Origin of the sequence: Pseudomonas sp. LPB4.O, from assembly GCF_038383825.1 — a bacterium.
Lineage (GTDB): Bacteria > Pseudomonadota > Gammaproteobacteria > Pseudomonadales > Pseudomonadaceae > Aquipseudomonas > Aquipseudomonas putida.
Window position 1 is genome coordinate 2,390,088 of sequence record NZ_CP151298.1, and the last position, 25,204, is coordinate 2,415,291.

Genomic DNA, 25,204 nt, shown 5'->3' on the forward strand with positions numbered 1-25,204 from the left:
ACAGGTACTGTGCAGGGATTCAGACCTGTGCGATGCCGGTGGGAGCGGGCAAGCCCGCGAAGAGGCCGGTACAGAATTTACAGGGCAGCAGCCCCAGCCTTGGCCACCTGGGCGTCCTGTTCGGACTTGACCCCGGACACGCCAATGGCACCCACCACCTGGCCATCCACCCGCAATGGCACGCCACCTTCCAGGCTGGTCAGCAGCGGTGCGGTGACGAATGCGGTACGGCCACCGTTGACCATTTCCTCGTAATCCCGTGTTTCCTTGCTCCCCAGCGCGGAAGTCCGGGCTTTTTCCACGGCAATGTAGGCACTGGCCGGCGCACAACCATCCATGCGCTCCAAGGCCAGGGGATGGCCACCGTCGTCGACCACGGCGATGGTCACGTTCCAGTGTTGGGCCAGGGCTTCCTGGCGGGCGGCGGTCAGCACACGGGCGACTTCGGCCTGGCCGATAACGAACTTGCTATGCATGAGGGGTCTCCGGGTTCAAGGCTGCTTCGACGATTTCGATCCAGTGCCGTACTGGCGTGCGCCCGGCCCCGTCGAGGTGGGCCTGGCAGCCGATGTTGGCGGTGGCGATGACTTGCGGTTTGCCGCTTTCTAGTGCGTTGAGGCGGTTGTCACGCAGTTGCAGCGATAGCGCTGGCTGGGTCAGCGAATAGGTGCCAGCCGAGCCGCAGCACAGGTGGCCGTCCGGCACCGGGGTCAGGGTAAAGCCCAGGCGCGTCAGCAGCGCCTCTACCGCGCCCCCCAGTTTCAGGGCGTGTTGCAGCGTACAGGGGCAATGGAAGGCCAGGCGTTGTTCGGCGCACAGGCCCAGTTGCTCGACCGGCTCATCGCGCAATACTTCTACCAGATCGCGGGACAGGGCGCTGACCCTTGCTGCTTTGGCTGCGTAGCGCGGGTCGTGCTCCAGCAGGTGGCCATAGTCGCGCACGAACGCGCCGCAGCCGCTGGCGGTTTGCACGATGGCCTCGGCGCCTGCTTCGATGGCCGGCCACCAAGCGTCGATATTGCGCCGTGCACGTTGCAGGCCTTGCTCCTGGGCATTGAGGTGGTAGTCCACCGCGCCACAGCAGCCGGCTTGGTGGATGGGTTCGATGCTGATGCCCAGGCGGTCCAGCAGGCGTGCGGCGGCGGCATTGGTATTGGGCGACAGTGCCGGCTGCACGCAGCCTTCCAGCATCAGCACCCGGCGTACATGGCGCGGTGCCGGGCGCTGGCCGGGTGGGGTCATCCGCGCCGGCAGCTTGCGCTTGAGCGTGGCCGGCAACAGCGGGCGCAGGGCTTGGCCGCCGCGGGTCAGGGCCTTGAACAGTGCCGGGCGCGGCACCACCGCGCGCAGGCCCTGGCGCAGCAGGCGCTGGCCAAGCGGGCGTGGTACCTGCTGTTCGACCACGGCGCGGCCGATGTCCAGCAGGTCGTGGTACTTGACCCCGGATGGGCAGGTGGTTTCGCAGTTGCGGCAGGTCAGGCAGCGGTCCAGGTGCAGTTGGGTGCTGGCGGTTACCGGCTCGCCTTCGAGCATCTGCTTGATCAGGTAGATACGCCCGCGCGGGCCGTCCAGTTCATCGCCCAGCAGCTGGTAAGTGGGGCAGGTGGCGGTGCAGAAACCACAGTGCACGCAGGACCGCAGGATGCTTTCGGCTTCGTCGGCGCGGGCCAGCTGGCGGGATGTTTCGCTCAGGTTGGTTTGCATGGTCTGGCCTCACAGGTCCGGGTACAGGCGGCCAGGGTTGAATACCCCCTGGGGGTCGAGCTGCTGCTTGAGGGCGCGGTGGTAACGCATCAGTGCGGCGGGCAGGGGCGGGCTGCTGGCTGCACCGGGGGCGTAGCAGGTGGCGTGGCCACCCACCTTGGCGACGTGGTCGCGAATTGCCTGCGCCGGTGCGCTGGATTTCAGCCAGCGCTGGGCCCCCCCCCAGTCGATCAGTTGCCGGCCGGGCAGGTGCAGCTCGCCGGTGGCGTTGGGCAGTGACAAGCGCCAGAGCGGCGCAGGGTCGTTGAAGAACGCCAGGCGCTGTTCGCGCAGGTCGCTCCAGAAACCGCTGTCGAGGGTATCGCCGCCCAGGCGCTGACGTGCCGACTGCACCGAGCCTTCACCGCCTTCCAGGCGCAGGTACAGCGCGTCGCCGTCATGGCAGGCGGCGCTGATCGGCAGTGGCTGCTGCCCCCACTCGGCCAGCGCTTCCAATGCCTGGTGGCAGCCCATCGGCAGGCGCAGGCTCAGGCATTCGCGCGGCCGGGGCAGCACTTTCAGGGACACCTCCGTCAACAACCCCAGGCAACCAAAGCTGCCCGCCATCAGCCGAGATACATCGTAACCGGCCACGTTCTTCATCACCTCGCCACCAAAGCGCAGCAGTTTGCCGTGACCGGTGATCACCCGCGTGCCGAGCACGTAGTCACGTACCGACCCGGCCCACGGCCGCCTGGGGCCGGACAGGCCCGTCGCGACCATGCCGCCCAAAGTGGCCTCGGGGCCCAGGTGCGGGGGTTCGCAGGGCAGCATCTGGCCAGCCTCGTGCAGGGCTGCTTCTATGTCGCGCAGCGGTGTGCCTGTCCGGGCGGTGAGCACCAGTTCGGTCGGGTCGTAACTGACGATGCCACGGTGGCTGCGGGTGTCGAGTACTTCGCCGGCCACCGGGTTGCCGAGCATGGCCTTACTGTTGCTGCCCTGGATACGCAGTGGCGTGCCCTGGTTCAAGGCCTGGTTGACCTGCTCCAGCAGGGCCTGGCTGATGTCGCGGTTCATGCTCATCAGAAGCGCTCCAGGTCGGGGAACGGCAGTTGGCCGTGGTGCACGTGCATGGCGCCGAACTCGGCGCAGCGGTGCAAGGTGGGAATGTTCTTGCCGGGGTTGAGCAGGCCCTGGGGGTCGAAGGCGGCCTTGACCGCGTGGAACAAGGTGATTTCATCGCTGTTGAACTGCGCGCACATCTGGTTGATTTTTTCGCGGCCTACGCCGTGCTCGCCGGTAATGCTGCCGCCCACCGCCACGCACAGTTCGAGGATCTTGCCGCCGATGGCTTCGGCCCGCTCCAGCTCGCCGGGCAGGTTGGCATCGAACAGGATCAACGGGTGCATGTTGCCGTCGCCGGCGTGGAACACGTTGGCCACGCGCAGGCCGTATTCGCTGGACAGGTCACTGATGCCCTTGAGCACCCGCGGCAGTTCGCGGCGTGGGATGGTGCCGTCCATGCAGTAGTAGTCCGGGGAGATGCGCCCCACCGCCGGGAAGGCGTTCTTGCGCCCGGCCCAAAAACGCACCCGCTCGGCCTCGTCGCAGGCCAGCCGTACCTCGCGGGCGCCGGCTTGGGTCAGCACGGCGGCCACCCGTTCGCAGTCGTCGTGCACATCGGCCTCCACGCCATCCAGTTCGCACAACAGGATGGCCGCCGCGTCCACGGGGTAGCCGGCGTGGATGAAGTCTTCGGCGGCGCGGATTGCCAGGTTGTCCATCATCTCCAGGCCGCCTGGAATGATGCCGGCAGCGATGATTTCGGCCACCGCCCGGCCAGCGTCTTCGACACTGTCGAAACTGGCCAGCAGCACCCGCGCCACCTGAGGTTTGGGCAGCAGTTTCACGGTAACTTCGGTGACGATGCCGAGCATGCCTTCAGAACCGGTGAACAGCGCCAGCAAGTCGAAGCCGGGGCTGTCCAGGGCGTCGCTGCCCAAGGTCAGGTGTTCCCCTTCGACCGTGAGAATGTCCACCTTGAGCAGGTTGTGCACGGTCAGGCCGTACTTCAGGCAGTGCACGCCTCCAGCGTTCTCGGCGACGTTGCCACCGATGGAGCAGGCAATTTGCGAGGAGGGGTCTGGTGCGTAGTACATACCATGGGGTGCGGCGGCCTGGGAGATGGCCAGGTTACGTACGCCGGGCTGCACACGGGCGTAGCGGCCCTGCGGGTTGACCTCCAGGATACGGTTGAAGCGTGCCATCACCAGCAGGATACCCTTGGCCAGCGGCAGGGCACCGCCCGACAGGCCGGTACCGGCGCCACGCGCGACCACCGGTACGCCGCGCTGGTGGCACAGCTTGAGCAGCGTCTGCACCTGCTCCAGGCGCTCGGGCAGTACTACCAGCAGCGGTACCGTGCGATAGGCCGACAGGCCATCGCATTCGTAAGGTTTGAGGTCTTCTTCGCGGTGCAGGATATCGAGGTCCGGCAGGGCACTGCGCAGTGCCTGCAGCAGCTCTGCCTGGTCCACGGCGGGCAGCGCGCCATCGACGCGTTCGTCGTACAGGATATTCATCGGCTTACTCGGCAACGGTTTTTGTTGTTGTTGGCAAAGCGGTCACCGTTGCAGCCTGCGCGTGCCAGCAGCAGTGGTCGAGCATGGCAGGCACTGGTCCTACCAGTTTTTCTTCGGTCTACTGGTTATTGATGGGTTTACCCGGCTAGATTGGAGCACGTTGTCTAACTGGTCCTACCAGCAGGAGGGTGCGCAGTGGTTACTGATGGCAAGGCCAAGGTCGCCGACCAGGTGGCCGAGCGGGTGGAGCGACTGATCGTCGACGGCGTGCTGAAGGTGGGCCAGGCCCTGCCTTCGGAGCGGCGGCTGGTAGAGAAGCTGGGTTGTTCACGCTCGGCCCTGCGCGAAGGGCTACGCATTTTGCGTGGGCGCGGCATCATCGACACCGAGCAGGGGCGAGGCTCGTTCGTTGCCGACCTGACGGGGCAGGCGGGTACCACACCGTTGATGCACCTGTTCAGCTCGCAGCCACGCACGCTGTTCGACCTGCTGGAGGTGCGGGCGTTGCTGGAGGCCGAGTCGGCGCGGCTGGCGGCGTTACGCGCCACCGAGGTCGACCGCTTGCTGATTCGCCGGCGTTATGAAGAAATGCTGGCGGCCCACGAGGCGGCAGAGGCGCTGGACGCCCGTGAGCACGCCCGCCGTGACCATGCCTTCCACCGGGCTATCAGCGAGGCGTCGCACAACCCGGTGCTGGTACATACCCTGCAATCGCTCAGTGACCTGACCTTGAGCACGGTGTTTGCGTCGGTCAACAACCTGTATTGCCGGCCGGCGCAGAAACGCCAGATTGATCGGCAGCATGCGCGGCTGTATCACGCGGTGATGGAGCAACTGCCGGAGCAGGCGCAGCGGGCGGCGCGTGAGCATATCAACGGGATACGCGACAGTTTGCGGGAGATCGAACAGGAAGAGCAGCGTTTGGTGCGGGCAACCATGCGCATGGATGGTTGGGGGTGATGCTGCCTGTGCCAGCCCTTTCGCGGGCTTGCCCGCGAAAGGGCTGGCACAGGATTGCCTCAATGATCGGCTATGCGGTCATCCTGGGAAAGAATAGCCCTGGCCAGCTCTTCATCATTGGCCTGCAGCCCAGGATGGTCCTTGCGGGCCTGTTCCAGCGCCGACTCTACATAGGCGCCACGGATTGCACCGCCGCTTGCTACGAAGGCAGAAAGCTCGTCACGGGCCGGGATGATCCGTTTGTCGTCCTTGAAGGTCGAATACAGCGAAGCGGAAACACCGGCTGAGGTGGCGACGTCGCCCGCATCGACGCGGGCCAGGGCAGCACCAGCAGGCAGCAGGAGCAGCAGCGCAGGGGCGAGGAGTAGGTGGCGCATGTCGAGTTCTCCAATAGCGTGAAGCACAGGGAAATAAACCACTCAGTGTTTAAGAGGGCCGGGGGGGCGGGTAGTTCCCTTTGCTGGCTGGAGATTGTCGGGGCCGCCGCGCGGCCCCCGAGGTAGGGTCAGGCCAACTGGTAGGTGGTCTTCACCCGGGTAAAGAACACGAAGGCGCCATCGACGTAGCGGTTTTTGGTGACAAGGGTCATGCAGTGCGAGTCCTTTTCTCAGAAACCTGGCGGGCGACGAAGTCGCTGATGTTGTCCACGGCGCTGTCCATCAGCTGCTGCATGGCGTCTTCGCTGCTCCAGGCGATGTGCGGGTTGAGCAGGAAGTCGTCGCGGTCGATCAGTTCGAACAACGGGTTGCTGGGGTGCAGCGGCTCCACTTCCACTACATCCAGCGCCACACCGCCCAGGCGCCGCTGTTGCAGCGCCTGAATCAGCGCCGCTTCGTTGACCACGCCGCCGCGGCCGGTGTTGACCACGATGGCATCGGGCTTCATCAATGCCAGCTGCCCGGCATCAATGAGGTTGTGGGTTTCTGGCGTGAGCGGGCAATTGATCGACAGCACGTCGCAGCTTTTCAGCAGCTCGGCCAGCGGCCGGCAATCGGCGCCCTGGCGCTTGCCGCTGCGGTCTTCGAACAGCACCTGCATGCCGAATGCCCGCGCCAGGTGTGCCAGGCGCAGGGCAATCGGGCCGCTGCCGATGATTGCCAACTGCTTGTCGCGCACATCGCGGATGCGGTGGTTGAAGTAGATGTTCTGGTACGGCTTGTCGCCGGCATGCACCTGGCGCATCAGGCGGGTGAACGCGGCCGGGCGGCGGAACAGCTCAAGGATCATCGCCAGGCTGTGCTCGGCCACGGTGTTGGCGGCATAGCCCGGTACGCTCGACACTTCGATGCCGTGGGCTTCGCAGTAGTCGACATCGACGATGTCGCGGCCGGTCAGGGCCAGCGAGATCATCTTCAGCCTGGGCAGCTGGCGCAGGTGCTCTTCGCGCAGGGGTACGCTGCAGGTCAGCGCCACCGTCGCGTCTTTCAGGTGCTCAAGCATCTGGTCGGGGTGGGTGTAGGCGTACTGCTGCCAGGTGTGATCGCAGTCGGGGCGCTTGAGGCGGGTGGAAGGCGCCAAGCCTTCGTCGTCAAGGAAGACGATATGTTCGCTCACGGTCTTGTCCTTATTTTTTCTGCGCGGGCACGTAACCGGCGGGCGCCATGCCCACAAGCTGGCGGGTGATGAAGCCGGCATCCTGGTCGTGGTCTTCCAGCGATTCCTTGCGCACCAGTGCATCGCGAACCAGATGCGCGCCAAAGAAGCGCAACGGCTCTGGCGGCAGCAGCTTCATCTTCTGGTTGACCAGGCCACAGTTGGTCCACTCGTCGTTGGCATGGGTGGCCAAGGACTTGATGATGCGGCTGGCAAACACGGTGGTGGCCACGCCGTTGCCGGAAAAACCGATGCCATAGCTGACGGTCTGGTGATGGTCGAGGTAGCCGAAGTTGGGCAGGCCCTTCATGGCCCGGTCAATCGGCCCGGTCCAACTGCTGACCACCGGTACATCCTGCAACTGCGGGTACAGGCGGCGCAGTTCGGCAGCGACCTTGTCGGCGGCCGGCGAGGGTTTTTCATACAGGTCGCCGATGCGCCCGGCATAGGCGAACTGGCCCAGCGGCTTGCCGAACACCACGCGCCCGTCAGGGGTGTTGCGCCAGTAGTTGAGCACGGTGCGCGAGTCGGTCATGCATTCGCCGCCGCTGAAACCGATGGCGTCGAGCTTGGCCTTGACCGGCGCGGTGGCAACCATGTCGCTGGACATGATCGCGATCATCCGGCGCAGCTCGGGAAATTGCGCGCCCCAGGCGTTGAGCGCCAGCACCACGTGGTTGGCTTTTACATGGCCTTTGGCGGTGTGCACCACCGGGTGCTTGCCACGCTGCAGGTGAGTGAACGGCGATTTCTCGAAAATCTGCACGCCCAGTTTCAGTGCCACGCAGCGCAGGCCGCGGGCCAGCATGGCGGGCTGTACGGTCGCGGCGTTGGGGTCGAAGATGCCGCCCAGCACCAGTGGCGAGCCGACGCGGCCGCGAATGGTCTGGCGGTCCAGTTCCTGGAACGGGTTTACGTCGAGTTTCTGCAGGCCGTCGGTGAGCACGCGCCAGGAGTTCATCTGCCGCTGGTTGGTGGCCGTCCACAGCCAGCCGTCCTTGCGGTACTGGGCGTCGATGCCGTGCTCCTGGCAGAAGCTGCCGATCTCGTCGATGGCCGACTCCGCCGCCTCGCAGATGCGCCGCGCCTCGACATCCCCGCAGATGGTGCGCACCGACAGGTACTTGCCCCACCAGTTGGTGGCCACGCCACCGTTGCGCCCGCTGGCCCCCGAGCCGCAGCGGTCGCGCTCGACGATGACGATGGTTTTTTCCGGGTGCGCCTGTTTTAGGCGGATGGCCGACCACAAGCCAAGGAAGCCACCGCCGACGATGCACACGTCGGCTTGAATCGAGTCCTGCAGGGCAGGGGCCAGGTCGTTGTCCAGGTCCAGCGCCTGGGCATACCAGAATCCACGGTACATGAGGGGTGCCTCTGAGCATGTTTGTCTTGTGCCTACATGATGCTCAGCCGGGGCTGGGGGCTGATATTACAGCCATGACAATTGATAGAACGGCGCCGCCTTTTGTCACGGATTTCCTATTTGTGGGGATGCATATGATATGACGGACGCAGGGCGCGCTTTAGAATGGCACCATTACCGATGTAACGAGGCCAGCGTCCATGTTTGCCGAACAACAAGAACAACCGGTACAAGCCCACGCCATCACTGCGCAGGTCAAGCCCGAACTACGGGTAGGCTTCGTGCTGATGAACCACTTCACCCTGGTGCCGGTGGCGGGGTTGGTGGACTCGCTGCGCTTTGCTGCGGACAAGTCATTCCGCAGCCAGCAGGTGTTGTGCCAGTGGGACTGGATGACGCTGGACGACCAGCCGATCACCGCCAGTTGCGGCATGCCCATTTCGCCGACCAAGCCGCTCAACCTGTTTGCCCAGTACGACTATGTGGTGCTGGCCGGTGGCCTGCTGGACGAAACCCGCAACCCGCCGGCCTGGCTGCTGGATGCGCTGCGTGAGGTGCATGCGGCGAATATCCCGATAATCGCCTTGTGCTCGGGGTCGTTCGTGCTTGGCAAAGCCGGGCTGCTCGATGGCCGGCGCTGTGCGCTGCATTTCACCTTGCGTGACGAGTTCAAGGAGCGTTTTCCACTGGCCACGGCGGTGATCGACAAGAGCTACGTGGACGACCGCGGCATCATCACTTGCCCGGGCGGCACGGCCATTGACCTGGCGGCCAACCTGATCCGCCGGCATTGCGGCGCAGTGCGGGCGCAGAAGGGGCTGGAATACCTGCTGGTGGATGAGCGCGCCGAAGAGCAGGAGAAGACGGCCAGCGAATGCGTGTACCAGAACGACCGCGTGCAGCGGGCGATCAGCTTCATGCGCGCCAACCTGGATGCCTCGATGACGCTCAAGGCCGTGGCTGAAGCGGTGGGCACCCACCCCCGGCAGTTGCACCGTGAATTTGTGGCTAATACTCAGGAGCCGCCGGCCAACTACTGGCGCAAGTTGCGCCTGGACCATGCCCGGCGGTTGCTGGTGAACACCAGCCAGAACATCACCACCATTGCGTTGGCGTGCGGGTTTTCCGATGCGTCGCACTTTATCTTGTGGTTCCGCAAGCAGTATGGCGAGACGCCGTATAGCTTCCGCAAGCGCAGGCATGAAGTGGAGCGGTTTGACTGGCATGGCGACAAGGCGGGGTTGGACCCGGAGCTCTAACAAGTTATCGCGGTCAGCGGTAGGAGCGCGTGGGTATCAGGGCTGGCCGATGGCCTGCATCCCCATCCGGCTGGTCCGTTTGCCGGGGCTGATACGTTCGATCATCCATTTGTTCCTTAGAACAGCACGTAAGTCTTGCGCAGGGTTTCGCGAATGTCCCAGACACCCTCGCAGTTCTCCGGGAACAGCACTGCGTCGCCGGCGCGCAGCTCTACCGGCTCGCCACCGTCGGGGGTGAAGGTGCACCAGCCGCTGACAATGTGGCTGAACTCACGGTTTTTCAGGTGCCGGCGGAACACGCCCGGGCCGCTTTCCCATACGCCGATGCTGGCGCCGACGGCTTCGTCGGTCTGGTCCTGGGCGGTGGCTGCCTGGGCGACGGGTTCACCGATCGGCAGGCGGGCCGGGGCAGGGGCACCCAGCGACGCGAGAGGGGCATTGCGCACGACAGTCAGTACTTGGTTCACGAAAAGGCCCCTTCAGGCTTTACGAACAGCGGGTTTGGCAGCGGTAGTGGTGCGGGTGGGGTTACCAAGCGCCGCGGCTTGCTGCAGGTCGAGCTTGCTGGTCTCGGGGGCGAGCCACCAGGAAATCAGGGCGCCGAACAGCGAGATCAGGGCGGCAGCGAACATGGTGTTGGCAATGCCGTAGGAGGCCAGGGATATCGGCACCAGGTACGTGCCCACGGCCGCGCCGATGCGTGACAACGAAGTGGCCAGGCCCACCGCTGACGCACGGATTTCGGTGGGGAACAGCTCGTTGGGGTAGACGTATTCAAGCACCTGGGCGCCGCCGATCAGCACGGCATAGGCGCCGAACAGCACCAGTACGGTGGTTGGCGAGGCATCCGGGAACACCCCCAGCAGCACCAGCGACATACCCGACCAGAGGAAGCTGTGGATCAGCATGTTGCGCCGGCCCAGGCGGTTGATCAGTTTGGTGGCCACCAGGCAGCCCAGGGTGAACAGCAAGGTGATGGCGATGGAGCCAAAGGCCGCCCAGTCACCGGTCAGTTGCAGTGCCTGCAGCACTTTGGGGGCAAACGAGTAGATGGCGAACAGCGGCACGATCGCGCAGGTCCAGAACAGGGTGACAAAGGCCATGCGCTTGCCGTAACCGGAGTGGAACAGCGACCACACCGACACCGGTTTGTCGCTGGTCTGCTCTGGCAGGTCAGCAATGGAGTAGTCCGGGCCGTAGACTTTCTTGATCACGGCGTCGGCTTCGGCGGTTCGGCCTTTGCTCAGCAGCCAGCGAGGCGATTCTGGTGTGCCACTGCGGGCAACCAGGAACAGCGCACCGGGTATCAGGGCGCTGGCCAATACATAGCGCCAACCGTCTTCACCGCCCACGCGCAGCAGCAGTTCGCCGACCATGTAGGCCACGGCGGCACCGGCAAACCACATCAGCACCATGGCCGCCAGCAACGGCCCACGTTGCTTGCGTGGCAGGAACTCGGCCAGCAACGACGTGGCGATCGGGTAGTCGGCACCGACCGCGATACCGATCAGCAACCGCCAGGCGAACAGGGCCCAGGCCGACTCGACCCAGAACTGCGCCACTGAAAAACCGACGATGGCGACCAGGTCGATCAGGTACAGGACCTTGCGCCCGTACTTGTCAGTGAACCAGCCACCGAGAAAACCACCCAGGAAGACACCAATCAATGCTGACGCGGCGATCAGCCCTTCCCACAGGGCCGACAGCTGCAAGGCATTGGTAATTTGCAGCATGGCGACGCCGATGATGCTCAGTACGTAGCCATCGAGAAATGGCCCGCCAGCGGAATAGACCGTTAGTTTGCGGTGGAACCCGTTGAGCGGCGCATCTTCTACGGAGCGTTTGGAAACGGACATACGGCTTACCTCTTGTTGTTATGTGGTGCACTAACGTGGCGGCACTATGGCACCGGCTGGCGCGGGCGCCCTATAACGGCTCGGACGAGTCATGGGATGGGATGACCGGGTGTGCCGAGGACTGGCGGATACCACTGGCCTACCGGCACCAGGCGGAATTGAGGCATTTCGAGGAGGATACGGCACGCGTCTGTCGGCAGCTGTAGTGGGGGAGCTGAGTCATGGGCTGTTATTTTTGCCAGTAGATCTTGTAATTGATCGAGATCATCCTCCAGCTCAGAGGACTAGCGAAGTGAGGTGAGCCGTGAGCGATGTGACACCGTTACGAACCCAGGCATATGACCCTTATGGTTTTTCTCCATTGGGCTTGGAACAGGGGGCGCTCGGTTTTAACGGGTGGTCCAGGCAGTCCATTGCTGGGCTGTATTTGCTAGGTAATGGATACAGAGCATACACCCCGGCCCTCAGGCGCTTTCTATCACCAGACAGTTGGAGCCCATTTGGTCGAGCTGAAATCAATAGTTATGTTTACTGCAAGTGCGATCCTGTCAATTTTCAAGATGACTCTGGACATATGCCTGGCAGGGAGCGGGGGCGGCCGGTTGCTCGAAACAATCACAGGCGTCTCAATTCTAGAGGCTCATCTTCGTCGGATAGCACGTCAAGATCCAGGTCACTCATTAATCTAGGTCATTACTCGACACATCCTATAGTGAGACAAAGAGGGGGCAGTCCCGTGAATAATGCGGGCCAGTCCCCGTCACCTCATCGGCGCTCGTCTTCGTCTGCAGTGATAGATATGACCCCCCCGGAGGCTTTGCAGCGAGTTCCTGTGGATATTGGGAGCTTGAGTGATTTTACTGACGTTTTTTCCAGAGAGTCGCTCGACGGTGCTGGAGGTAATTTAAGTATGCAGCGTCCTGAAAGCGCCCATTTAAATAGTATGATTAACGCCGGTTTGGGATTGGATGAGGAGCTGTTTCTAAGGAATATTGATATTCGTACGACTGCAGGTATACAAGGGGGGGAAAGCTTGTCGAGTCAAACCCTTGAAAGCATAAATCGAGAGCGTATGGACCAAATCAAAAGAAAAACGGGCTCGCAATAATTAAAAATCTATCAAGGCGAGCCATGCAGTTATCGTTCACGACAGTAGTGGGCAGTTTATCCCTCTGCCTGCCCTGAGCGTGTCAACAACCCGTCCAGCACCACTTCGCATGCCGCACCCCAGGTAGCGCTTACCGGCTGATGCATCAGCACCGCCAAACCATCAGCGGTGAAAGTGCCCGGCGTGGCAATGGCCTGGCCCAAGGCCTTCAGCGTGTACGCCGGCTGCTGCCCGGCACTGGCCACGCAGTCTTGCAGGTTACCCAGCACCAGCGCACGTGCTTCGGCTGCGGGCAGGCCTTTGTCCATCAGCCACTGTTGCAGGTCGTGTAGCAGGAAGTAGAACCAGCCATTCATACACGCCGCCACGGTGGCCAGCTCGAATTCTGGCTCGCCGTGCAGCACCACCAGTTTGCCCAGTGGCCCCAGGTACTGCGTGGTGAGCGCATCGGGTGGGCAAACCACTACCGTGGACTGGTTGTACTGCGCCGCGTACGACAGCATCGCACGCACACAGAGGGCGCCAGGGAACGCAGTGGACAGCTGTGCAAGGTTGACCCCGGCGGCGAGCGAAACCAGGCGTTGGCCGGGGCGCAGGTGTAGCTCATCTGCCAGTTCGGCGAGCGAATGCGGGCGCACGCCAAGGATCAGCAGTTCTGCCTGGTCGACCACTGCCTGGTTGCTCGGCAACACCTGGCAACCATGCTCCTGGGCCAGCAGGGCTGCCCGTTGCGCATTGCGCGGTGACAGCAGGATGGGGCCCTCGAAACCGCTGCGACGCAGGCCGATGACCACTTTTTCGGTGAGTTCGCCCACCCCGAGAATGCCAAGGCTATGCATGGTGCCTCCTTGTCAGCTTTCCAGGCCGGCACGGCGCTGGCCCCAGTGCAGGTTGAGGTTGACGCCCGCGCTCAGCAGCGGCTCCGGCGGGTTGCGGTTGGGGCCTGCGGAGCCCAGCAGGAAGTCGATCAGCTCGTCGCGTTCGCCGCTCAGCCAGTCAGCCAGCAGGCTGCCGGTAGCGGTGCCACGGGTGATGCCAAGGCCGTTGCAGCACAGCGCCGCGTGCACGTTGGGTGCGAGGGTGCCGAAGTGCGACAGGTGGTTGCGCGACAGGCACATCGAGCCACCCCAGGTGTATTCGAACGCCATGCCCGAAAGCATCGGGAAGCGCCGCTCGAACGAATCGCGATGCTGGCGCCCGGCACGGGCGATGTGGCGTGGGTTGGCGCGGCCGTCGGCATTGAAGCTGAAGCTGTTGCGCACCAGCAGGCGCTGGTCCGGGGTGCGCCGCAGGGTGCTGCCGAACGGGTCTGCCGGGATGATGCCCCAGGTGTTCTTGCCGCCCAGGCGGGCTTGTTCGTCCTCGGTCAGCGGGCGGGTCATGCTGGCGTAAGTGAAGATCGGCAGCAGGCGGCCAGGCAGGAAGCCGAAGTACGAGGCGAAGGCATTGTTGGTCAGCAACAGCTGGTCGGCGACGATCTCACCATTGGCGTGCTTGAGGGTGATGCGCCGGCCCTGCTCGATGTGGGTGATGGTGGTGCGTTCATGCAGGGTCACGTTGCCCGGCAGGCTGTCGGCCAGGCCTTTGGCCAGGGCGGCGGGTTGCAGCAACTGGGTGCCCGGGGTGTACAGCGCCTTGCGGTAGAAGGTGGTGCCGAAGTGCTCGGGCAGGTCGCGGGCATCGATCATCTGGTAAGGCTGGCCGAGTTTTTCCAGGCCGCTGCGGTAGGCTTCGAGCACCGCCAGGCCTTTGTCTTCGACGGCCGCCTGGTACTTGCCGTCCGGGCGGATCTGGCAGTCGATGCCGTGCTGGTTGATCAGCTCGCGCAAGATCGCCTGCGCGCGCAAGTTGAGCTTGAGGTTCATCCGCGCCGTGGGCAGGTCGCCGATGTAGTCGGCGGCGCCGATATCGTGGGGCAGGTCGATGGCAAAGCCGGAGTTGCGCCCCGAGGCGCCGAAGCCGACTTCCTGGGCGTCGACCAGGATCACCTCGTCGTCAGGGTGATGCAGGGCCAGTTGGCGCGCAGCGGCAAGCCCGGTGAAACCCGCGCCAAGCACCACCCAGCGCGCCTCGCTCCGCCCCCGGTGCGCAACGCGTGGCTGGCGCGGCGGGCTGAGGTGGAACCAGCCGCAACCGTTGTCGTCCGCAGGGGTAGAGGTGTTTCTGTACATGGTTTTTATCCCTGTTGTTTTCTCCACTATGGCATTGGCGGCTGGGCGGGGACTATGACGGGAGGGACGGGGAATGGGATGTTTTGGCTGAGGGCATTGACCGTTCCGGGCCGGGCGTGATCTGCTCGGGCTTCATGATCATTCAAAGGAAATTGAAGGTCCCACCATGCCCGACTACAAGCTGCATTGCTTCGCCGAATCCGGCAACGCCTACAAGGCTGCGCTGATGCTTGAACTCACGGGCCAGGACTGGCAGCCGGTGTTCGTCGACTTCTTTCATGGCCAGACCCGGGAGCAAACCTGGCGTGACGAGGTGAACGAGCAGGGCGAGGTGCCGGTGCTGGAGCACGCGGGCAAAACCTTCACCCAGTCTGCGCTGATACTGGAATACCTTGTCGAACAGACCGGCCAGTTCGGCCCGCGTGACGATGACGAAAAGCGCGAGATCTGGCGCTGGATGCTGTTCGACAACCACAAGTTCACCAGCTATTACGCCGCGCTGCGCTTTCTGTTCTGCCTGAAAAATACCGGCGAAACGGACGTGACCCGGTTCCTGCGCGAGCGTGCCACGGCGGCTTACCGCATTGTCGACGCGCATTTGGCGAAGACGCCGTTCATGGTTGGCGGCCGGCTGACCATCGCCGACCTGTCGTTGGCGGGGTATGTATTCATGCCGGAGGACACCGGCATCCCGTTGGCGGAGTTCACCCATATCGAAGCGTGGAAGGCGCGGATCCAGGCGCTGCCAGGCTGGAAGCACCCGTATGAGCTGATGCCGCGCACGGCATCCTGACCCCTTCGCGGGCACGCCCGCTCCCACAGGGGCAGCGCAGGCTCAACCTTTACGAGGCCCTTTATGGGAGCAGCTGTCTTGCACCATCACTCAGGTTGCCGCATCGCCTTGTAGGAGCAGCCTTGTGCTGCGAAGAGGCCGGTAAGGCTAAACATTATCTTTGCCTGCAATGGCCTCTTCGCAGCACAAGGCTGCTCCTACAGGGCTTGTGTTTGCCTAAATTACACATGCACTACCAGCCTCAGATCGACAACCGCACCACCCGGTTGTCCAGCACCTGCTGCTCCTGCCCGCGCCGCTTGTTCACCACCAGCTCGCCAATTGCAATCAGCCGCGTGCGCGTGATGTTGCGTGACAACCCCAGCAACTGCGCGGTATGCACCTGGTTGTAATGGCAGAACCGATAGGCCGAGCGCAGCAGGGCGTTTTCCACTTTCTCGTACAGGTCGCCCGACTGCTCCTCGTACAACCGGTTGAACGCCCGCTGCAGCAAGTCCTCCACACCATTGCCTGCTGGCTCCTCTTCTTGCCGCTCGATGCGCAGGTTGGACAAACGCAGGTCTTGTGCCTGTATCGTACCGTCGCCACAGGTCAGCAAGCTGTGGTGAATCACGTTTTCCAGCTCGCGGATATTGCCCGGCCAACTGTATTCCACCAGCTTGGCCTGGGCCTTGGGGCTCAGTTCCACCGGCCCGTAGCCCAGCCGGTCGCTGTAACTGCGGATGAAGTGCCTGGCCAGCGGCAGGATGTCACCCGGGCGGTCGCGCAACGGGTGCAACTGCAAGGTCACTACGTTCAGCCGGTAGTACAGGTCCTCACGGAAATGCCCGGCGTTGATGGCCTTTTCCAGCTGCACGTTGGTTGCGGCCAATACCCGAACGTTGATCGGGATGCTCTTGCGCGACCCGAGCCGCACCACCTCGCGCTCCTGCAGCACGCGCAGCAGCTTGACCTGGATCGGCAGCGGCAGGTCGCCGATCTCGTCGAGGAACAGCGTGCCGCCGTTGGCCTCCTCGAACCAGCCGGCCTTGGCCGACAGGGCGCCGGTGAAGGCGCCTTTTTCATGGCCGAACAGTTCGGCTTCCACCAGCGATTCAGAGAACGCGCCGCAGTTGACCGCAACGAACGGCCCGTTGCGCCGGCCGCTGAGGTTGTGGATGTGGCGTGCCACCAGCTCCTTGCCCGTGCCGGTTTCGCCAATGATCAGGACGCTGGCCTCGCTGGGGGCGACCTGTTGCAAGTGGGCGAGCAGCGCCTGCGACCTGGGGTCTTCGAAGACCTGTGCGGTCGCCCTGATCGAGGTAGCCAGTGTCGGTGACGGGGGGAGGGTCAGCAGTTGCATGGGCAGTCCTCAGGAGTAGAAGGATGGGGCAGGGCGTTTGCCGTTGAGGGCCCACTCGCCGAGTTCGTGGATGCGGTAGTCCACCGGGTCGTGCAGGGTTTGCGTGCGCAGGTTGCGCCAGTGCCGGTCGAAGCGCAGCGAGGCATGGGTGGCACGGGCACCGGTGACTTCGAACAGGCGGTTGCAGATGTCCAGGCCGTGGCGGCTGGCGGCGACCTTGGCGGTGCCGATGGCCAGCGCGAGGTCGCCGCGCTCCTCGGCGGTGAGCGCATGTTCCTTGGCCCAGGCGGCGTCCAGTTGGCGTGCGGCCCGTTCGATCAGCAGGCGCACGCTTTCCAGGCCGATCCAGAACTCGCCGTAATGGCGCAGCACGTAAGGGTCTTCGGCACTGCTGGCGGCGCTGGAGCGGAACCACGGCCGGCTTTCCTTCAGGGTGTACTGGCGGGCTTCGTCGAAGGCGCCCTCGGCAATGCCGAGGAACAGATTGGCGAAGTGCAGCTGGGCAATCAGCGGCCGCAGGGCAGCAAACGGCGTGCTCAGGGGGCCCGGGTCGAGCAGCAGTTCATTGTGCTCGACCCGCACCCGCTCGAACGTGGCGCTGCCACTGTCGGTCTGGCGCTGGCCGATGTTGTTCCAGTCGCGGTGCAGGCTGATGCCGGTGCGGCCGCTGGGAATGGCGGCGATCAACAGTTTGCCGCCGACACGTTCGTCCACCGCCGAGGCGATGAGCATCTCCGAGTCGCTGGCGCCGGAGCAGAAGCTTTTCTTGCCAGAAAACTCGCACCAGCCGTCGAAGTGCTTGACCACCGTGCGCGTGTCCAGCGGGTTCAGGGCATTACCCCAGAACCACTGTTTGCGGGCGGTCTGTTCAAACCACGGCTGCCACTGGTCCGGGCGTGCGAACAGGCGCACGGTCGCCAGCATCAGGTGGTGAAAGCCGAATACATGGGCGATGGAGCTGTCGACCCGGGCGAACTCGCGCACCACCGCGAAGGTTTCGTGCCAGTTGGCGCCCTGGCCGCCGAAGGCCTGCGGGATTGCCAGCGACAGCAGGCCGCTGCCTCGCAAAGCATCGCGCTCGGCTTTTGGCGTGCCGCCGCGCTCGTCGCGCTCGACGGCGGTCTGGGCAAACTGCCCGGCCAGTTCGCGGGCGATGGCCAGGGCCGGGCGCAGGGGGGCATTTACAGGTGCATTCATGGCCGCTCCTCAGGCGCTTTTACGCAATGCGTGGTGGGCGCCGAACAGCGGCACGGCACGTTCGGCGGCCAAGCGGATACGGGCGGCGAGGGCATCGCTGGAAACCCGGTAGTCGGCCAGTTCCGCCTGGCTGGCGAACACGCCGATGGGCAGGGTCAGGGCCTGCAGGAAGCTGAACAGCGGGCGCAGCTGGTGGTCGAGCACCAGTGCATGGCGTTCGCTGCCACCGGTGGCGGCGAGCAGTACCGGGGTGTCGACCAGGGCGTCCTGGCCGATCAGGTCGAACAAGTGCTTGAAGTGGCCGGTGAAGCTGCCGCGGTACACGGGGGTGGTCACCACCAGCAGGTCGGCCTTTTCCACCAGGCGCAGTTGCTGTTCGACGGTGTCGGGCAGCTCGCTGCGCCACAGTGCGCTACCCAGCGGGCGGGCGATGTCGCCCAATTCGATCAGGTGCGGCTTGATGTGCAGGTGTTCGGCCAGTTCGGCGAGGATCGCCTCGGTCAAGGCCAGGGTGCGCGATGGGCGGGAAGTGCCGCCGGACAGGGCTACGACGTTCAGTGGGGTGCTCATGGGCAGGTCTCCGGTTCTGGTTGAGCGGGACTTTGCGTGAGCAATCGTCGTGCCTGGTTTTAATGTTCTTTGGGATCAACGGGTTAGCGCAAGTTCGTGTCTGCGCGGGTGTTGCCGTGCGGGCGTTTTCTGTTGATCGGGTGTTGCGCTGCAGACAGTTGGCCGGGTGTTGGCTGCTGTACAGTTGGGAAGGTTATAAAGGATTACTCTTCTCAAAAAAAAGAATAAGAAGTCATATTCTTATGCGACTAATTTTTTTTTGCGCCTGTCTGGGCAACGCAGGGCGGATAGGAGCGACCTTGCGCCGCGACGGGGCGCGGAGCGGCCCCGGCAATCTCAAGTGTGCGGCACGCCCCGAGCAGGCACCCCGCCCGCATACTCCGGCTTCAGATGCCCTTGCTCATCCAGCAGGTAAGCATCCATTACCTCGCGCACCACCGGCCCCGCCACCCGGCCCCCAGCCTCACCGTTCTCGATCATCACCGCCACCACCACACTCGGGTGGTCGGCCGGTGCAAAGCCGACAAACAGGGCGTTGTCGCGGTGGCGCTCCAGGGTCTTGTTGCGGTTGTAACGCTCACCCTGCTTGATCGCCACCACCTGCGCGGTACCACTCTTGCCGGCGATCCGGTACTGCGCGCCTGCCGCAGCGGCGCGGGCAATACCGCGCGGGTCGTGCATGACCATCTGCATGCCCTGGCTGACCTGGTCCCAGGCATGCTTGTCGTGCAGCACGATGTTGGGCATCGGGTTGGGGTCCACCGGCGCATCGCCACCCACGGTCATGGCCAGATGCGGGCGATGCCACACGCCCTTGCTCGCCAGCAGGCTGGTGGCCTGGGCCAGCTGCAGCGGGGTGACCTGCATGTAGCCCTGGCCGATACCCAGGATAAGGGTTTCGCCCGGGAACCATGCCTGGCGCCGGGTGGCGCGCTTCCACTGGGCCGACGGCATCAGCCCGGAGGCCTCTTCGAACATGTCCAGCGACACCTTCTGACCCAGGCCGAATTCGGCCATGTAGTCATGCAGGCGGTCGATGCCCAGCTTGTGCGCCAGGTCGTAGAAGTAGGTGTCGTTGGACCGCATGATGGCGGTGTACATGTCCACCCAGCCGTCGCCGCTGCGGTTCCAGTTGCGGTACTTGTGGTCGTAGTTGGGCAGCTCGTAATAGCCCGGGTCGAACACCCGGCTGCCGGGGGTGATCACGCCGCTGTCGAGGCCGGCGATGGCCACTTCCGGCTTCACCGTAGAGCCCGGGGCATACAGGCCGCGCAGCACTCGGTTGAACAGCGGGCGGTCGATGGAATCGCGCAGTTCGGCGTACTGCTTGAAGCTGATGCCCTTGACGAACAGGTTGGGGTCGAAGCTGGGGTTGCTGACCATTGCCAGCACATCGCCGTTGGCCGGGTCCAGTACCACCACCGAGCCACGCCGGTCGCCCAGCGCCTTTTCTGCGGCCACCTGCAAGTGGGCGTCCAGGGTCAGGACAATGTCCTGGCCCGGGGTCGGGGCCTTGTGGTTGAGCACGCGCATCACCCGGCCCTGGGCGTTGGTCTCGACCTCCTCGTAGCCCACATGGCCGTGCAGTTGGCTTTCGTAGAAGTGCTCGATACCGGTCTTGCCGATTGACTGGGTGCCACGGTACTCGGTGCTGTCCAGGACCTTGGCTTCTTTCTCGTTGATGCGCCCCACGTAGCCTACCGAGTGGGCGAAATGCCCAGCCAGCGGGTATTCGCGGATGAACTGCGGTTCCACCTCCAGGCCCGGCAGGCGGAACTGATTCACCGCCACCAGGGCGATCTGCTCTTCGCTCAGGCCCACCATCAGGGTCACCGGTTCGAACGGCTTGCGGCCACGGCGCAGGTCTTTGTCGAACTGCTTGCGGTCGTCTTCGGTCAGGCCTAGCACCTGGGTGAGGGTGTCGAGCACCTTGGCCGAGTCGCCACCGGCCCGCTCGCGGGTCATGGTCAGGTCGAAGCTGGGTTTGTTGTCGGCCAGCACCACGCCGTTGCGGTCGTAGATTAGCCCGCGTTCGGGGGCGATGGGCAGCACGTGCACACGGTTGTTTTCCGACACGGCGGTCTGCTGGTCGTGCTGCAGCACCTGCAAGACATACAGCCGCCCCACCAGCACGGCGACCAGGCTGAAGACCAGGATGGCGCAGGCCAGGAGCCGACGATTGACCAGGTGTTTTTCCTTTTCGTGGTCCTTGAGGGGGATGGGTTGTGGCATCAGTAGCTCTTTTCAGCAGGTATCGCGGTGGCTGTGCGGGCGCGCGATCGGGCCGGGGATGCTACGCAACCGCTACCGCGCCCTCAAGGCGAGCGGCGGCTGGCGCTGGGTGGATAACGGCTGTTCGCCCCGCAATCAGGGCGCTGGCGGGGAACATGAAGATTTGTTCATGGCAGCTCAGTCCTTAAGGGCCAGGTATGGATTTTTAGTGTTTTATGGATCCATAGATCTGGAGTGTTCGGTAAACGAACAAAAATTGGACTAGGTGTTAAATTATTAAGTCGCTGATAAACAAGCAGAAAATGTAATGACTATCAATTTTCAGTCTTGGTCATAAGAGATTTTCTGGGAGTGAGCGCATGCGGCCTGTTGTTTGTGGATCCATTATCTGGTTGATTAGCGCCTGACAACGGCCGGAGCCCTCCTGCCGTACGCAATAACAATTACAAAAAGGGTTCAGTCATGAATGGCTATCCAGCGGCCCGGAACTGTCAGGGTTCCCCCCGTCTTGCCTGCGCGTGCGCATCTGTCCTCCCGCCTGTGGCCAACCGGCAGGTGACTCCATGAATACCGATCTCAAGCAACGCCTGGACAACGACCCGATGGGCCGCTTCCAGTACTTGGCCATTGGTATTTGCATCGTCCTCAACATGATCGATGGCTTTGACGTACTGGTCATGGCCTTCACTGCGTCGTCGGTGTCCGCCGAGTGGAACCTGAACGGCGCACAGGTCGGGCTGCTGCTCAGCGCCGGCCTGTTCGGCATGGCGGCCGGTTCGTTGTTCCTCGCACCGTGGGCCGACCGCTTTGGCCGTCGCCCGCTGATCCTGCTGTGCCTGGCGCTTTCCGGCATCGGCATGCTGCTCTCGGCAATGAGCCAGAGCCCGTTGCAACTGGCGCTGCTGCGTGGCCTGACCGGGCTGGGCATCGGCGGCATCCTGGCCAGCAGCAACGTGATTGCCAGTGAGTACGCCAGCAAACGCTGGCGCGGCCTGGCGGTGAGTTTGCAGTCAACCGGTTATGCCCTGGGGGCGACGCTGGGTGGTTTGCTGGCGGTATGGCTGCTGGGGCATTGGGGCTGGCGCTCGGTGTTCCTGTTTGGCGGCATTGTCACCGTGCTGGTGATCCCGCTGGTGCTGTTGTGGCTGCCAGAGTCGCTGGACTTTCTGCTGGCGCGTCGCCCGGCCAATGCCTTGGCACGGGTCAACCGCCTGGCCGTGCGCCTTGGCCAGCCGGCGCTGGCACAACTGCCAACAGCCATGGCAAGGGAGCAGGGCGCTCCCCGCGGCTTCCGGCAACTGCTGACACCTGCCATGCGCCGTACCACACTGGTGATCTGGTTGCTGTTTTTCCTGGTCATGTTCGGCTTCTACTTCGTCATGAGCTGGACGCCGAAACTGTTGGTCGCCGCCGGCCTGTCGGCACAGCAGGGCATCACCGGCGGGGTGCTGTTGAGTGTTGGCGGCATCCTCGGCGCGGCGCTGATCGGTGGCCTGGCTTCGCGCTGGCCACTCACCCGCGTGCTGGCCCTGTTCATGCTGATCACGGCGGCGCTGCTGGTGCTGTTCGTGGTCAATGGCGCGTCGGTCAGTGCCGCCTTGGCGCTGGGGTTGCTGATCGGGCTGTTCTCCAATGGCTGCGTGGCCGGCCTGTATGCCCTGTCGCCGGTGGTTTATGACGCCTCGGTGCGCGCTACCGGCGTGGGCTGGGGCATCGGCATCGGCCGTATGGGCGCAATCCTTTCGCCAACCGTGGCCGGCATGTTGCTCGATGGCGGCTGGCAACCGCTGCACCTGTACGGGGTGTTTGCCAGCGTCTTCGTGCTTGCCGCCGGTTGCCTGCTGTTGCTGCGCCCCGCGGCCAGCACGGCGCGGCCAGTGCTGGCCGACGCCTAAGCCTGGCCATCGATGATCGCCTGGGCGACCGTGGCGTAGAACCATTGCAGGGCGGCGGAGTTGTCGCTGTTGGGGTGCCAGTTCAGCGACACGTTGAACTCGGCAACCTGGAACGGCAGCTCAAGCATTTTCAAACCCCCGTCCTGCATGAACAGCCGGCCGATCTGTGCCGGCAGCACGGCGAGCAGGTCGGTACCGGGGATGATCTTCGGCAGCACCGAGAAGTGCGGCACCTGCAAGCTGATGCGCCGCTGCAGCTGCATGCTGGTGAGCACGTCTTCGACACTGCCGTGGCCGGTGGTGCGGGTAACGCTGATATGGCGCTCGGCAATGAACTGCTCCAGGCTCAGTTCATTGCTGATGCGTGGGTGGTCGCAGCTGAGCAGGCATACATAACGTTCGCGCATCAGTACCTGGCTACGCGTGCCCGGCACCGGCGGGCGGCAAATGGCGGCGTCGATCTTGCCGCTGGCCAGCCAGTCGCCCACCTGGTCGACCTGCAATGGCAGCACCTCGACTTCAGCCTGCGGGGCATCGCGGTTCAGGCGCGCCAGAATCAGCGGCAAAAAGCCCATTTCGCCAAGGTCGGAAAGGGCGATGCGAAACCTGCGTTCGGTGGTCGCGGGGTCGAACTGGCGGGTGCTCTGCACGGCACCTTCTATGCGCGTCAGTGCGTCACGCAGGGTGCCGTACAGCTGCTCGGCAACAAAGGTCGGCTGAATGCCGTCACGCGTGCGGCTGAACAGGGCGTCGTCAAAAAGCTCGCGCAGGCGGGCCAGACCATAGCTGACCGAGGGCTGGGTGACGAACAGGCGCTCGGCGGCAAGGGTGACGCTGCGGGCCTCGTACAGGGTGACGAAGGTGCGGATCAGGTTCAGGTCGATGTGGCTCATGGGGCGCTGGCTTCACATAGATAGGTTTTATTTTTAGTAAAGATAGTATCAATTTGATCAATCTGGCCGTGGCTGCAAAAGTAACCCGAATTCCAAAAACAAGCTGCAAGGGGCTTTATGAAAACTGTTCACGGCGCCACTTACGACATTCTTCGCCAGCATGGCCTGACCACCATCTTCGGCAACCCCGGCTCCAACGAGCTGCCGTTTCTAAAGGGCTTCCCGGAGGATTTCCGCTACGTCCTCGGCCTGCACGAAGGCGCCGTGGTCGGCATGGCCGATGGCTACGCACTGGCCAGCGGCCAGCCCACTTTCGTCAACTTGCACGCTGCTGCTGGTACCGGCAATGGTATGGGCGCCCTGACCAATGCCTGGTACTCGCACAGCCCGCTGGTGATCACCGCCGGCCAGCAGGTGCGCTCGATGATCGGGGTGGAAGCGATGCTGGCCAATGTCGATGCCGCACAGCTGCCCAAACCACTGGTCAAGTGGAGCCACGAGCCCGCTACCGCGCAGGACGTGCCGCGCGCCCTGAGCCAGGCGATCCACACCGCCAGCCTGCCACCACGCGGGCCGGTGTACGTGTCGATCCCATATGACGACTGGGCGTGCGAAGCGCCAAGCGGTGTCGAGCACCTGGCACGGCGCCAGGTGAGCAGTGCCGGGCTGCCGTCGCCGGCGCAGCTGCAGCACCTGTGCGAACGCCTGGCAGCGGCGCGCAACCCGGTGCTGGTGCTGGGCCCGGATGTCGATGGCAGCGCCGCCAATGGCCTGGCTGTGCAGTTGGCCGAGAAGCTGCGCATGCCGGCCTGGGTCGCGCCTTCTGCGTCGCGCTGCCCGTTCCCCACTCGGCATGCGTGCTTTCGCGGGGTATTGCCGGCAGCCATTGCCGGCATCAGCCACAATTTGGCCGGGCACGACCTGGTCCTGGTGGTGGGGGCTCCGGTGTTCCGCTACCACCAGTTCGCCCCAGGCAACTACCTGCCGGCCGGCTGCGAGCTGCTGCACCTGACCTGTGACCCGGGCGAAGCGGCGCGCGCGCCCATGGGCGACGCCCTGGTCGGCGACATTGCGCTTACCCTCGAAGCCGTGCTGGACGGCGTGCCGCAGAGCGTGCGGCCGATGCCCACCGCTTTGCCTGCTGCTGAACCGGTGGTGGATGACGGTGGCCTGTTGCGCCCTGAAACAGTGTTCGACCTGCTCAACGCTCTGGCGCCCAAGGACGCCATCTACGTCAAGGAGTCCACCTCTACCGTGGGGGCGTTCTGGCGCCGCGTGGAAATGCGTGAGCCGGGCAGTTATTTCTTCCCCGCAGCCGGTGGCCTGGGTTTTGGCCTGCCAGCTGCCGTAGGCGTGCAGCTGGCATCGCCTGGCCGGCGGGTGATCGGCGTGATCGGCGACGGCTCGGCCAACTATGGCATCACCGCGTTGTGGACCGCCGCGCAATACAACATCCCGGTGGTGTTCATCATCCTCAAGAACGGCACCTACGGCGCGTTGCGCTGGTTCGCCGATGTGCTGGACGTCAACGATGCGCCCGGGCTGGACGTGCCTGGCCTGGACTTCTGCGCCATCGCCCGTGGCTATGGCGTGCAGGCGGTGCATGCGGCCACTGGCAGCGCCTTCGCCCAGGCCTTGCGTGAAGCGCTGGAGAGCGACCGGCCAGTGCTGATCGAAGTGCCGACCCAGACCATCGAGCCCTGAACC

22 protein-coding genes and 1 pseudogene are annotated in these 25,204 nt (G+C 64.0%); 7 read left to right on the plus strand and 16 right to left on the minus strand.

Annotated features, from left to right (window positions below; all coding sequences use genetic code 11):
* Nucleotides 1-77: 77 nt before the first annotated feature.
* Genes MRBLPB4O_RS10715 through glcD form a run of 4 tightly spaced genes read right to left on the minus strand, consistent with a single transcriptional unit; the run spans nucleotide 78 to nucleotide 4,265 of the window.
* A complete protein-coding gene (locus MRBLPB4O_RS10715; RefSeq protein ID WP_341798378.1) occupies nucleotides 78-476 on the minus strand; it encodes a heme-binding protein in 399 nt (132 codons plus the stop codon).
* A complete protein-coding gene (gene glcF / locus MRBLPB4O_RS10720) occupies nucleotides 469-1,704 on the minus strand; it encodes a glycolate oxidase subunit GlcF (protein ID WP_341798379.1) in 1,236 nt (411 codons plus the stop codon). The genes MRBLPB4O_RS10715 and glcF overlap by 8 nt, the downstream gene beginning before the upstream one ends.
* A gap of 9 nt (nucleotides 1,705-1,713) precedes the next feature.
* Complete coding sequence (gene glcE / locus MRBLPB4O_RS10725; RefSeq protein ID WP_341798380.1) at nucleotides 1,714-2,766, minus strand: glycolate oxidase subunit GlcE; 1,053 nt, start codon at nucleotides 2,764-2,766, stop codon at nucleotides 1,714-1,716.
* The gene (glcD, locus tag MRBLPB4O_RS10730; protein WP_016499135.1) at nucleotides 2,766-4,265 is read right to left on the minus strand and encodes a glycolate oxidase subunit GlcD; all 1,500 of its coding nucleotides are present in this window, start codon (nucleotides 4,263-4,265) and stop codon (nucleotides 2,766-2,768) included. The genes glcE and glcD overlap by 1 nt, the downstream gene beginning before the upstream one ends.
* Nucleotides 4,266-4,460: 195 nt before the next feature.
* On the opposite strand from glcD, the gene glcC reads away from it, so the two are divergent.
* Entirely contained in the window at nucleotides 4,461-5,225 is a 765-nt protein-coding gene (gene glcC, locus MRBLPB4O_RS10735; RefSeq protein ID WP_341798381.1) for a transcriptional regulator GlcC, read from the plus strand.
* A 59-nt stretch (nucleotides 5,226-5,284) separates the two neighbouring features.
* On the opposite strand, the gene MRBLPB4O_RS10740 is transcribed toward glcC, so the two are convergent.
* The 3 genes from MRBLPB4O_RS10740 to MRBLPB4O_RS10750 all read right to left on the minus strand — a co-directional run bounded on the left by MRBLPB4O_RS10740 (nucleotide 5,285) and on the right by MRBLPB4O_RS10750 (nucleotide 8,181).
* On the minus strand, nucleotides 5,285-5,602 hold the full coding sequence (locus MRBLPB4O_RS10740) for a DUF2388 domain-containing protein (RefSeq protein WP_016487609.1): 318 nt from the start codon (nucleotides 5,600-5,602) through the stop codon (nucleotides 5,285-5,287).
* A gap of 208 nt (nucleotides 5,603-5,810) precedes the next feature.
* On the minus strand, nucleotides 5,811-6,779 hold the full coding sequence (locus MRBLPB4O_RS10745; RefSeq protein ID WP_341798382.1) for an NAD(P)-dependent oxidoreductase: 969 nt from the start codon (nucleotides 6,777-6,779) through the stop codon (nucleotides 5,811-5,813).
* A gap of 10 nt (nucleotides 6,780-6,789) precedes the next feature.
* Nucleotides 6,790-8,181, minus strand: a complete 1,392-nt coding sequence (locus MRBLPB4O_RS10750; protein WP_341798383.1) for an FAD-binding oxidoreductase — start codon at nucleotides 8,179-8,181, stop codon at nucleotides 6,790-6,792.
* Nucleotides 8,182-8,381: 200 nt separating this feature from the next.
* Between MRBLPB4O_RS10750 and MRBLPB4O_RS10755 the strand changes: the two genes are divergently transcribed.
* The gene (locus MRBLPB4O_RS10755; RefSeq protein WP_341798384.1) at nucleotides 8,382-9,440 is read left to right on the plus strand and encodes a GlxA family transcriptional regulator; all 1,059 of its coding nucleotides are present in this window, start codon (nucleotides 8,382-8,384) and stop codon (nucleotides 9,438-9,440) included.
* A 116-nt stretch (nucleotides 9,441-9,556) separates the two neighbouring features.
* Here the strand turns inward: MRBLPB4O_RS10755 and MRBLPB4O_RS10760 are convergent, their stop codons facing one another.
* The gene (locus tag MRBLPB4O_RS10760) at nucleotides 9,557-9,907 is read right to left on the minus strand and encodes a cupin domain-containing protein (protein ID WP_341798385.1); all 351 of its coding nucleotides are present in this window, start codon (nucleotides 9,905-9,907) and stop codon (nucleotides 9,557-9,559) included.
* A 12-nt stretch (nucleotides 9,908-9,919) separates the two neighbouring features.
* A complete protein-coding gene (locus MRBLPB4O_RS10765) occupies nucleotides 9,920-11,296 on the minus strand; it encodes an MFS transporter (RefSeq protein WP_341798386.1) in 1,377 nt (458 codons plus the stop codon).
* Nucleotides 11,297-11,609: 313 nt separating this feature from the next.
* Here MRBLPB4O_RS10765 and MRBLPB4O_RS10770 point away from each other — a divergent pair.
* Both MRBLPB4O_RS10770 and MRBLPB4O_RS10775 read left to right on the plus strand, forming a co-directional pair.
* Nucleotides 11,610-11,858: pseudogene (locus MRBLPB4O_RS10770) on the plus strand (RHS repeat-associated core domain-containing protein); the annotation flags it as partial.
* A gap of 285 nt (nucleotides 11,859-12,143) precedes the next feature.
* Entirely contained in the window at nucleotides 12,144-12,404 is a 261-nt protein-coding gene (locus MRBLPB4O_RS10775; protein WP_341798945.1) for a hypothetical protein, read from the plus strand.
* Between the two features lie 56 nt (nucleotides 12,405-12,460).
* Here the strand turns inward: MRBLPB4O_RS10775 and MRBLPB4O_RS10780 are convergent, their stop codons facing one another.
* Both MRBLPB4O_RS10780 and MRBLPB4O_RS10785 read right to left on the minus strand, forming a co-directional pair.
* Nucleotides 12,461-13,243, minus strand: a complete 783-nt coding sequence (locus tag MRBLPB4O_RS10780; protein ID WP_063426637.1) for an NAD(P)-binding domain-containing protein — start codon at nucleotides 13,241-13,243, stop codon at nucleotides 12,461-12,463.
* A gap of 12 nt (nucleotides 13,244-13,255) precedes the next feature.
* Complete coding sequence (locus MRBLPB4O_RS10785; protein ID WP_341798387.1) at nucleotides 13,256-14,575, minus strand: FAD-binding oxidoreductase; 1,320 nt, start codon at nucleotides 14,573-14,575, stop codon at nucleotides 13,256-13,258.
* A 166-nt stretch (nucleotides 14,576-14,741) separates the two neighbouring features.
* On the opposite strand from MRBLPB4O_RS10785, the gene MRBLPB4O_RS10790 reads away from it, so the two are divergent.
* The gene (locus MRBLPB4O_RS10790; protein ID WP_341798388.1) at nucleotides 14,742-15,368 is read left to right on the plus strand and encodes a glutathione S-transferase; all 627 of its coding nucleotides are present in this window, start codon (nucleotides 14,742-14,744) and stop codon (nucleotides 15,366-15,368) included.
* Between the two features lie 241 nt (nucleotides 15,369-15,609).
* Here MRBLPB4O_RS10790 and sfnR read toward each other — a convergent pair whose 3' ends face one another.
* The 4 genes from sfnR to mrdA form a co-directional block, all read right to left on the minus strand.
* Complete coding sequence (sfnR, locus tag MRBLPB4O_RS10795) at nucleotides 15,610-16,710, minus strand: sigma54-dependent transcriptional activator SfnR (protein WP_341798389.1); 1,101 nt, start codon at nucleotides 16,708-16,710, stop codon at nucleotides 15,610-15,612.
* Nucleotides 16,711-16,719: 9 nt separating this feature from the next.
* Nucleotides 16,720-17,907, minus strand: a complete 1,188-nt coding sequence (locus MRBLPB4O_RS10800; protein ID WP_341798390.1) for an acyl-CoA dehydrogenase family protein — start codon at nucleotides 17,905-17,907, stop codon at nucleotides 16,720-16,722.
* Between the two features lie 9 nt (nucleotides 17,908-17,916).
* Nucleotides 17,917-18,477: an FMN reductase gene (gene msuE / locus MRBLPB4O_RS10805; RefSeq protein ID WP_016711107.1), complete on the minus strand. Its 561-nt coding sequence runs from the start codon at nucleotides 18,475-18,477 to the stop codon at nucleotides 17,917-17,919.
* Between the two features lie 336 nt (nucleotides 18,478-18,813).
* The gene (gene mrdA / locus MRBLPB4O_RS10810; protein WP_341798391.1) at nucleotides 18,814-20,709 is read right to left on the minus strand and encodes a penicillin-binding protein 2; all 1,896 of its coding nucleotides are present in this window, start codon (nucleotides 20,707-20,709) and stop codon (nucleotides 18,814-18,816) included.
* 563 nt (nucleotides 20,710-21,272) lie between these two features.
* On the opposite strand from mrdA, the gene MRBLPB4O_RS10815 reads away from it, so the two are divergent.
* Entirely contained in the window at nucleotides 21,273-22,604 is a 1,332-nt protein-coding gene (locus MRBLPB4O_RS10815) for an MFS transporter (protein ID WP_341798392.1), read from the plus strand.
* Here the strand turns inward: MRBLPB4O_RS10815 and MRBLPB4O_RS10820 are convergent.
* A complete protein-coding gene (locus tag MRBLPB4O_RS10820) occupies nucleotides 22,601-23,497 on the minus strand; it encodes a LysR family transcriptional regulator (protein ID WP_341798393.1) in 897 nt (298 codons plus the stop codon). The two genes, MRBLPB4O_RS10815 and MRBLPB4O_RS10820, sit on opposite strands and share 4 nt — an antisense overlap.
* Before the next feature lie 117 nt (nucleotides 23,498-23,614).
* On the opposite strand from MRBLPB4O_RS10820, the gene mdlC reads away from it, so the two are divergent.
* The gene (mdlC, locus tag MRBLPB4O_RS10825) at nucleotides 23,615-25,201 is read left to right on the plus strand and encodes a benzoylformate decarboxylase (RefSeq protein WP_341798394.1); all 1,587 of its coding nucleotides are present in this window, start codon (nucleotides 23,615-23,617) and stop codon (nucleotides 25,199-25,201) included.
* The last annotated feature ends 3 nt before the right edge of the window (nucleotides 25,202-25,204 follow it).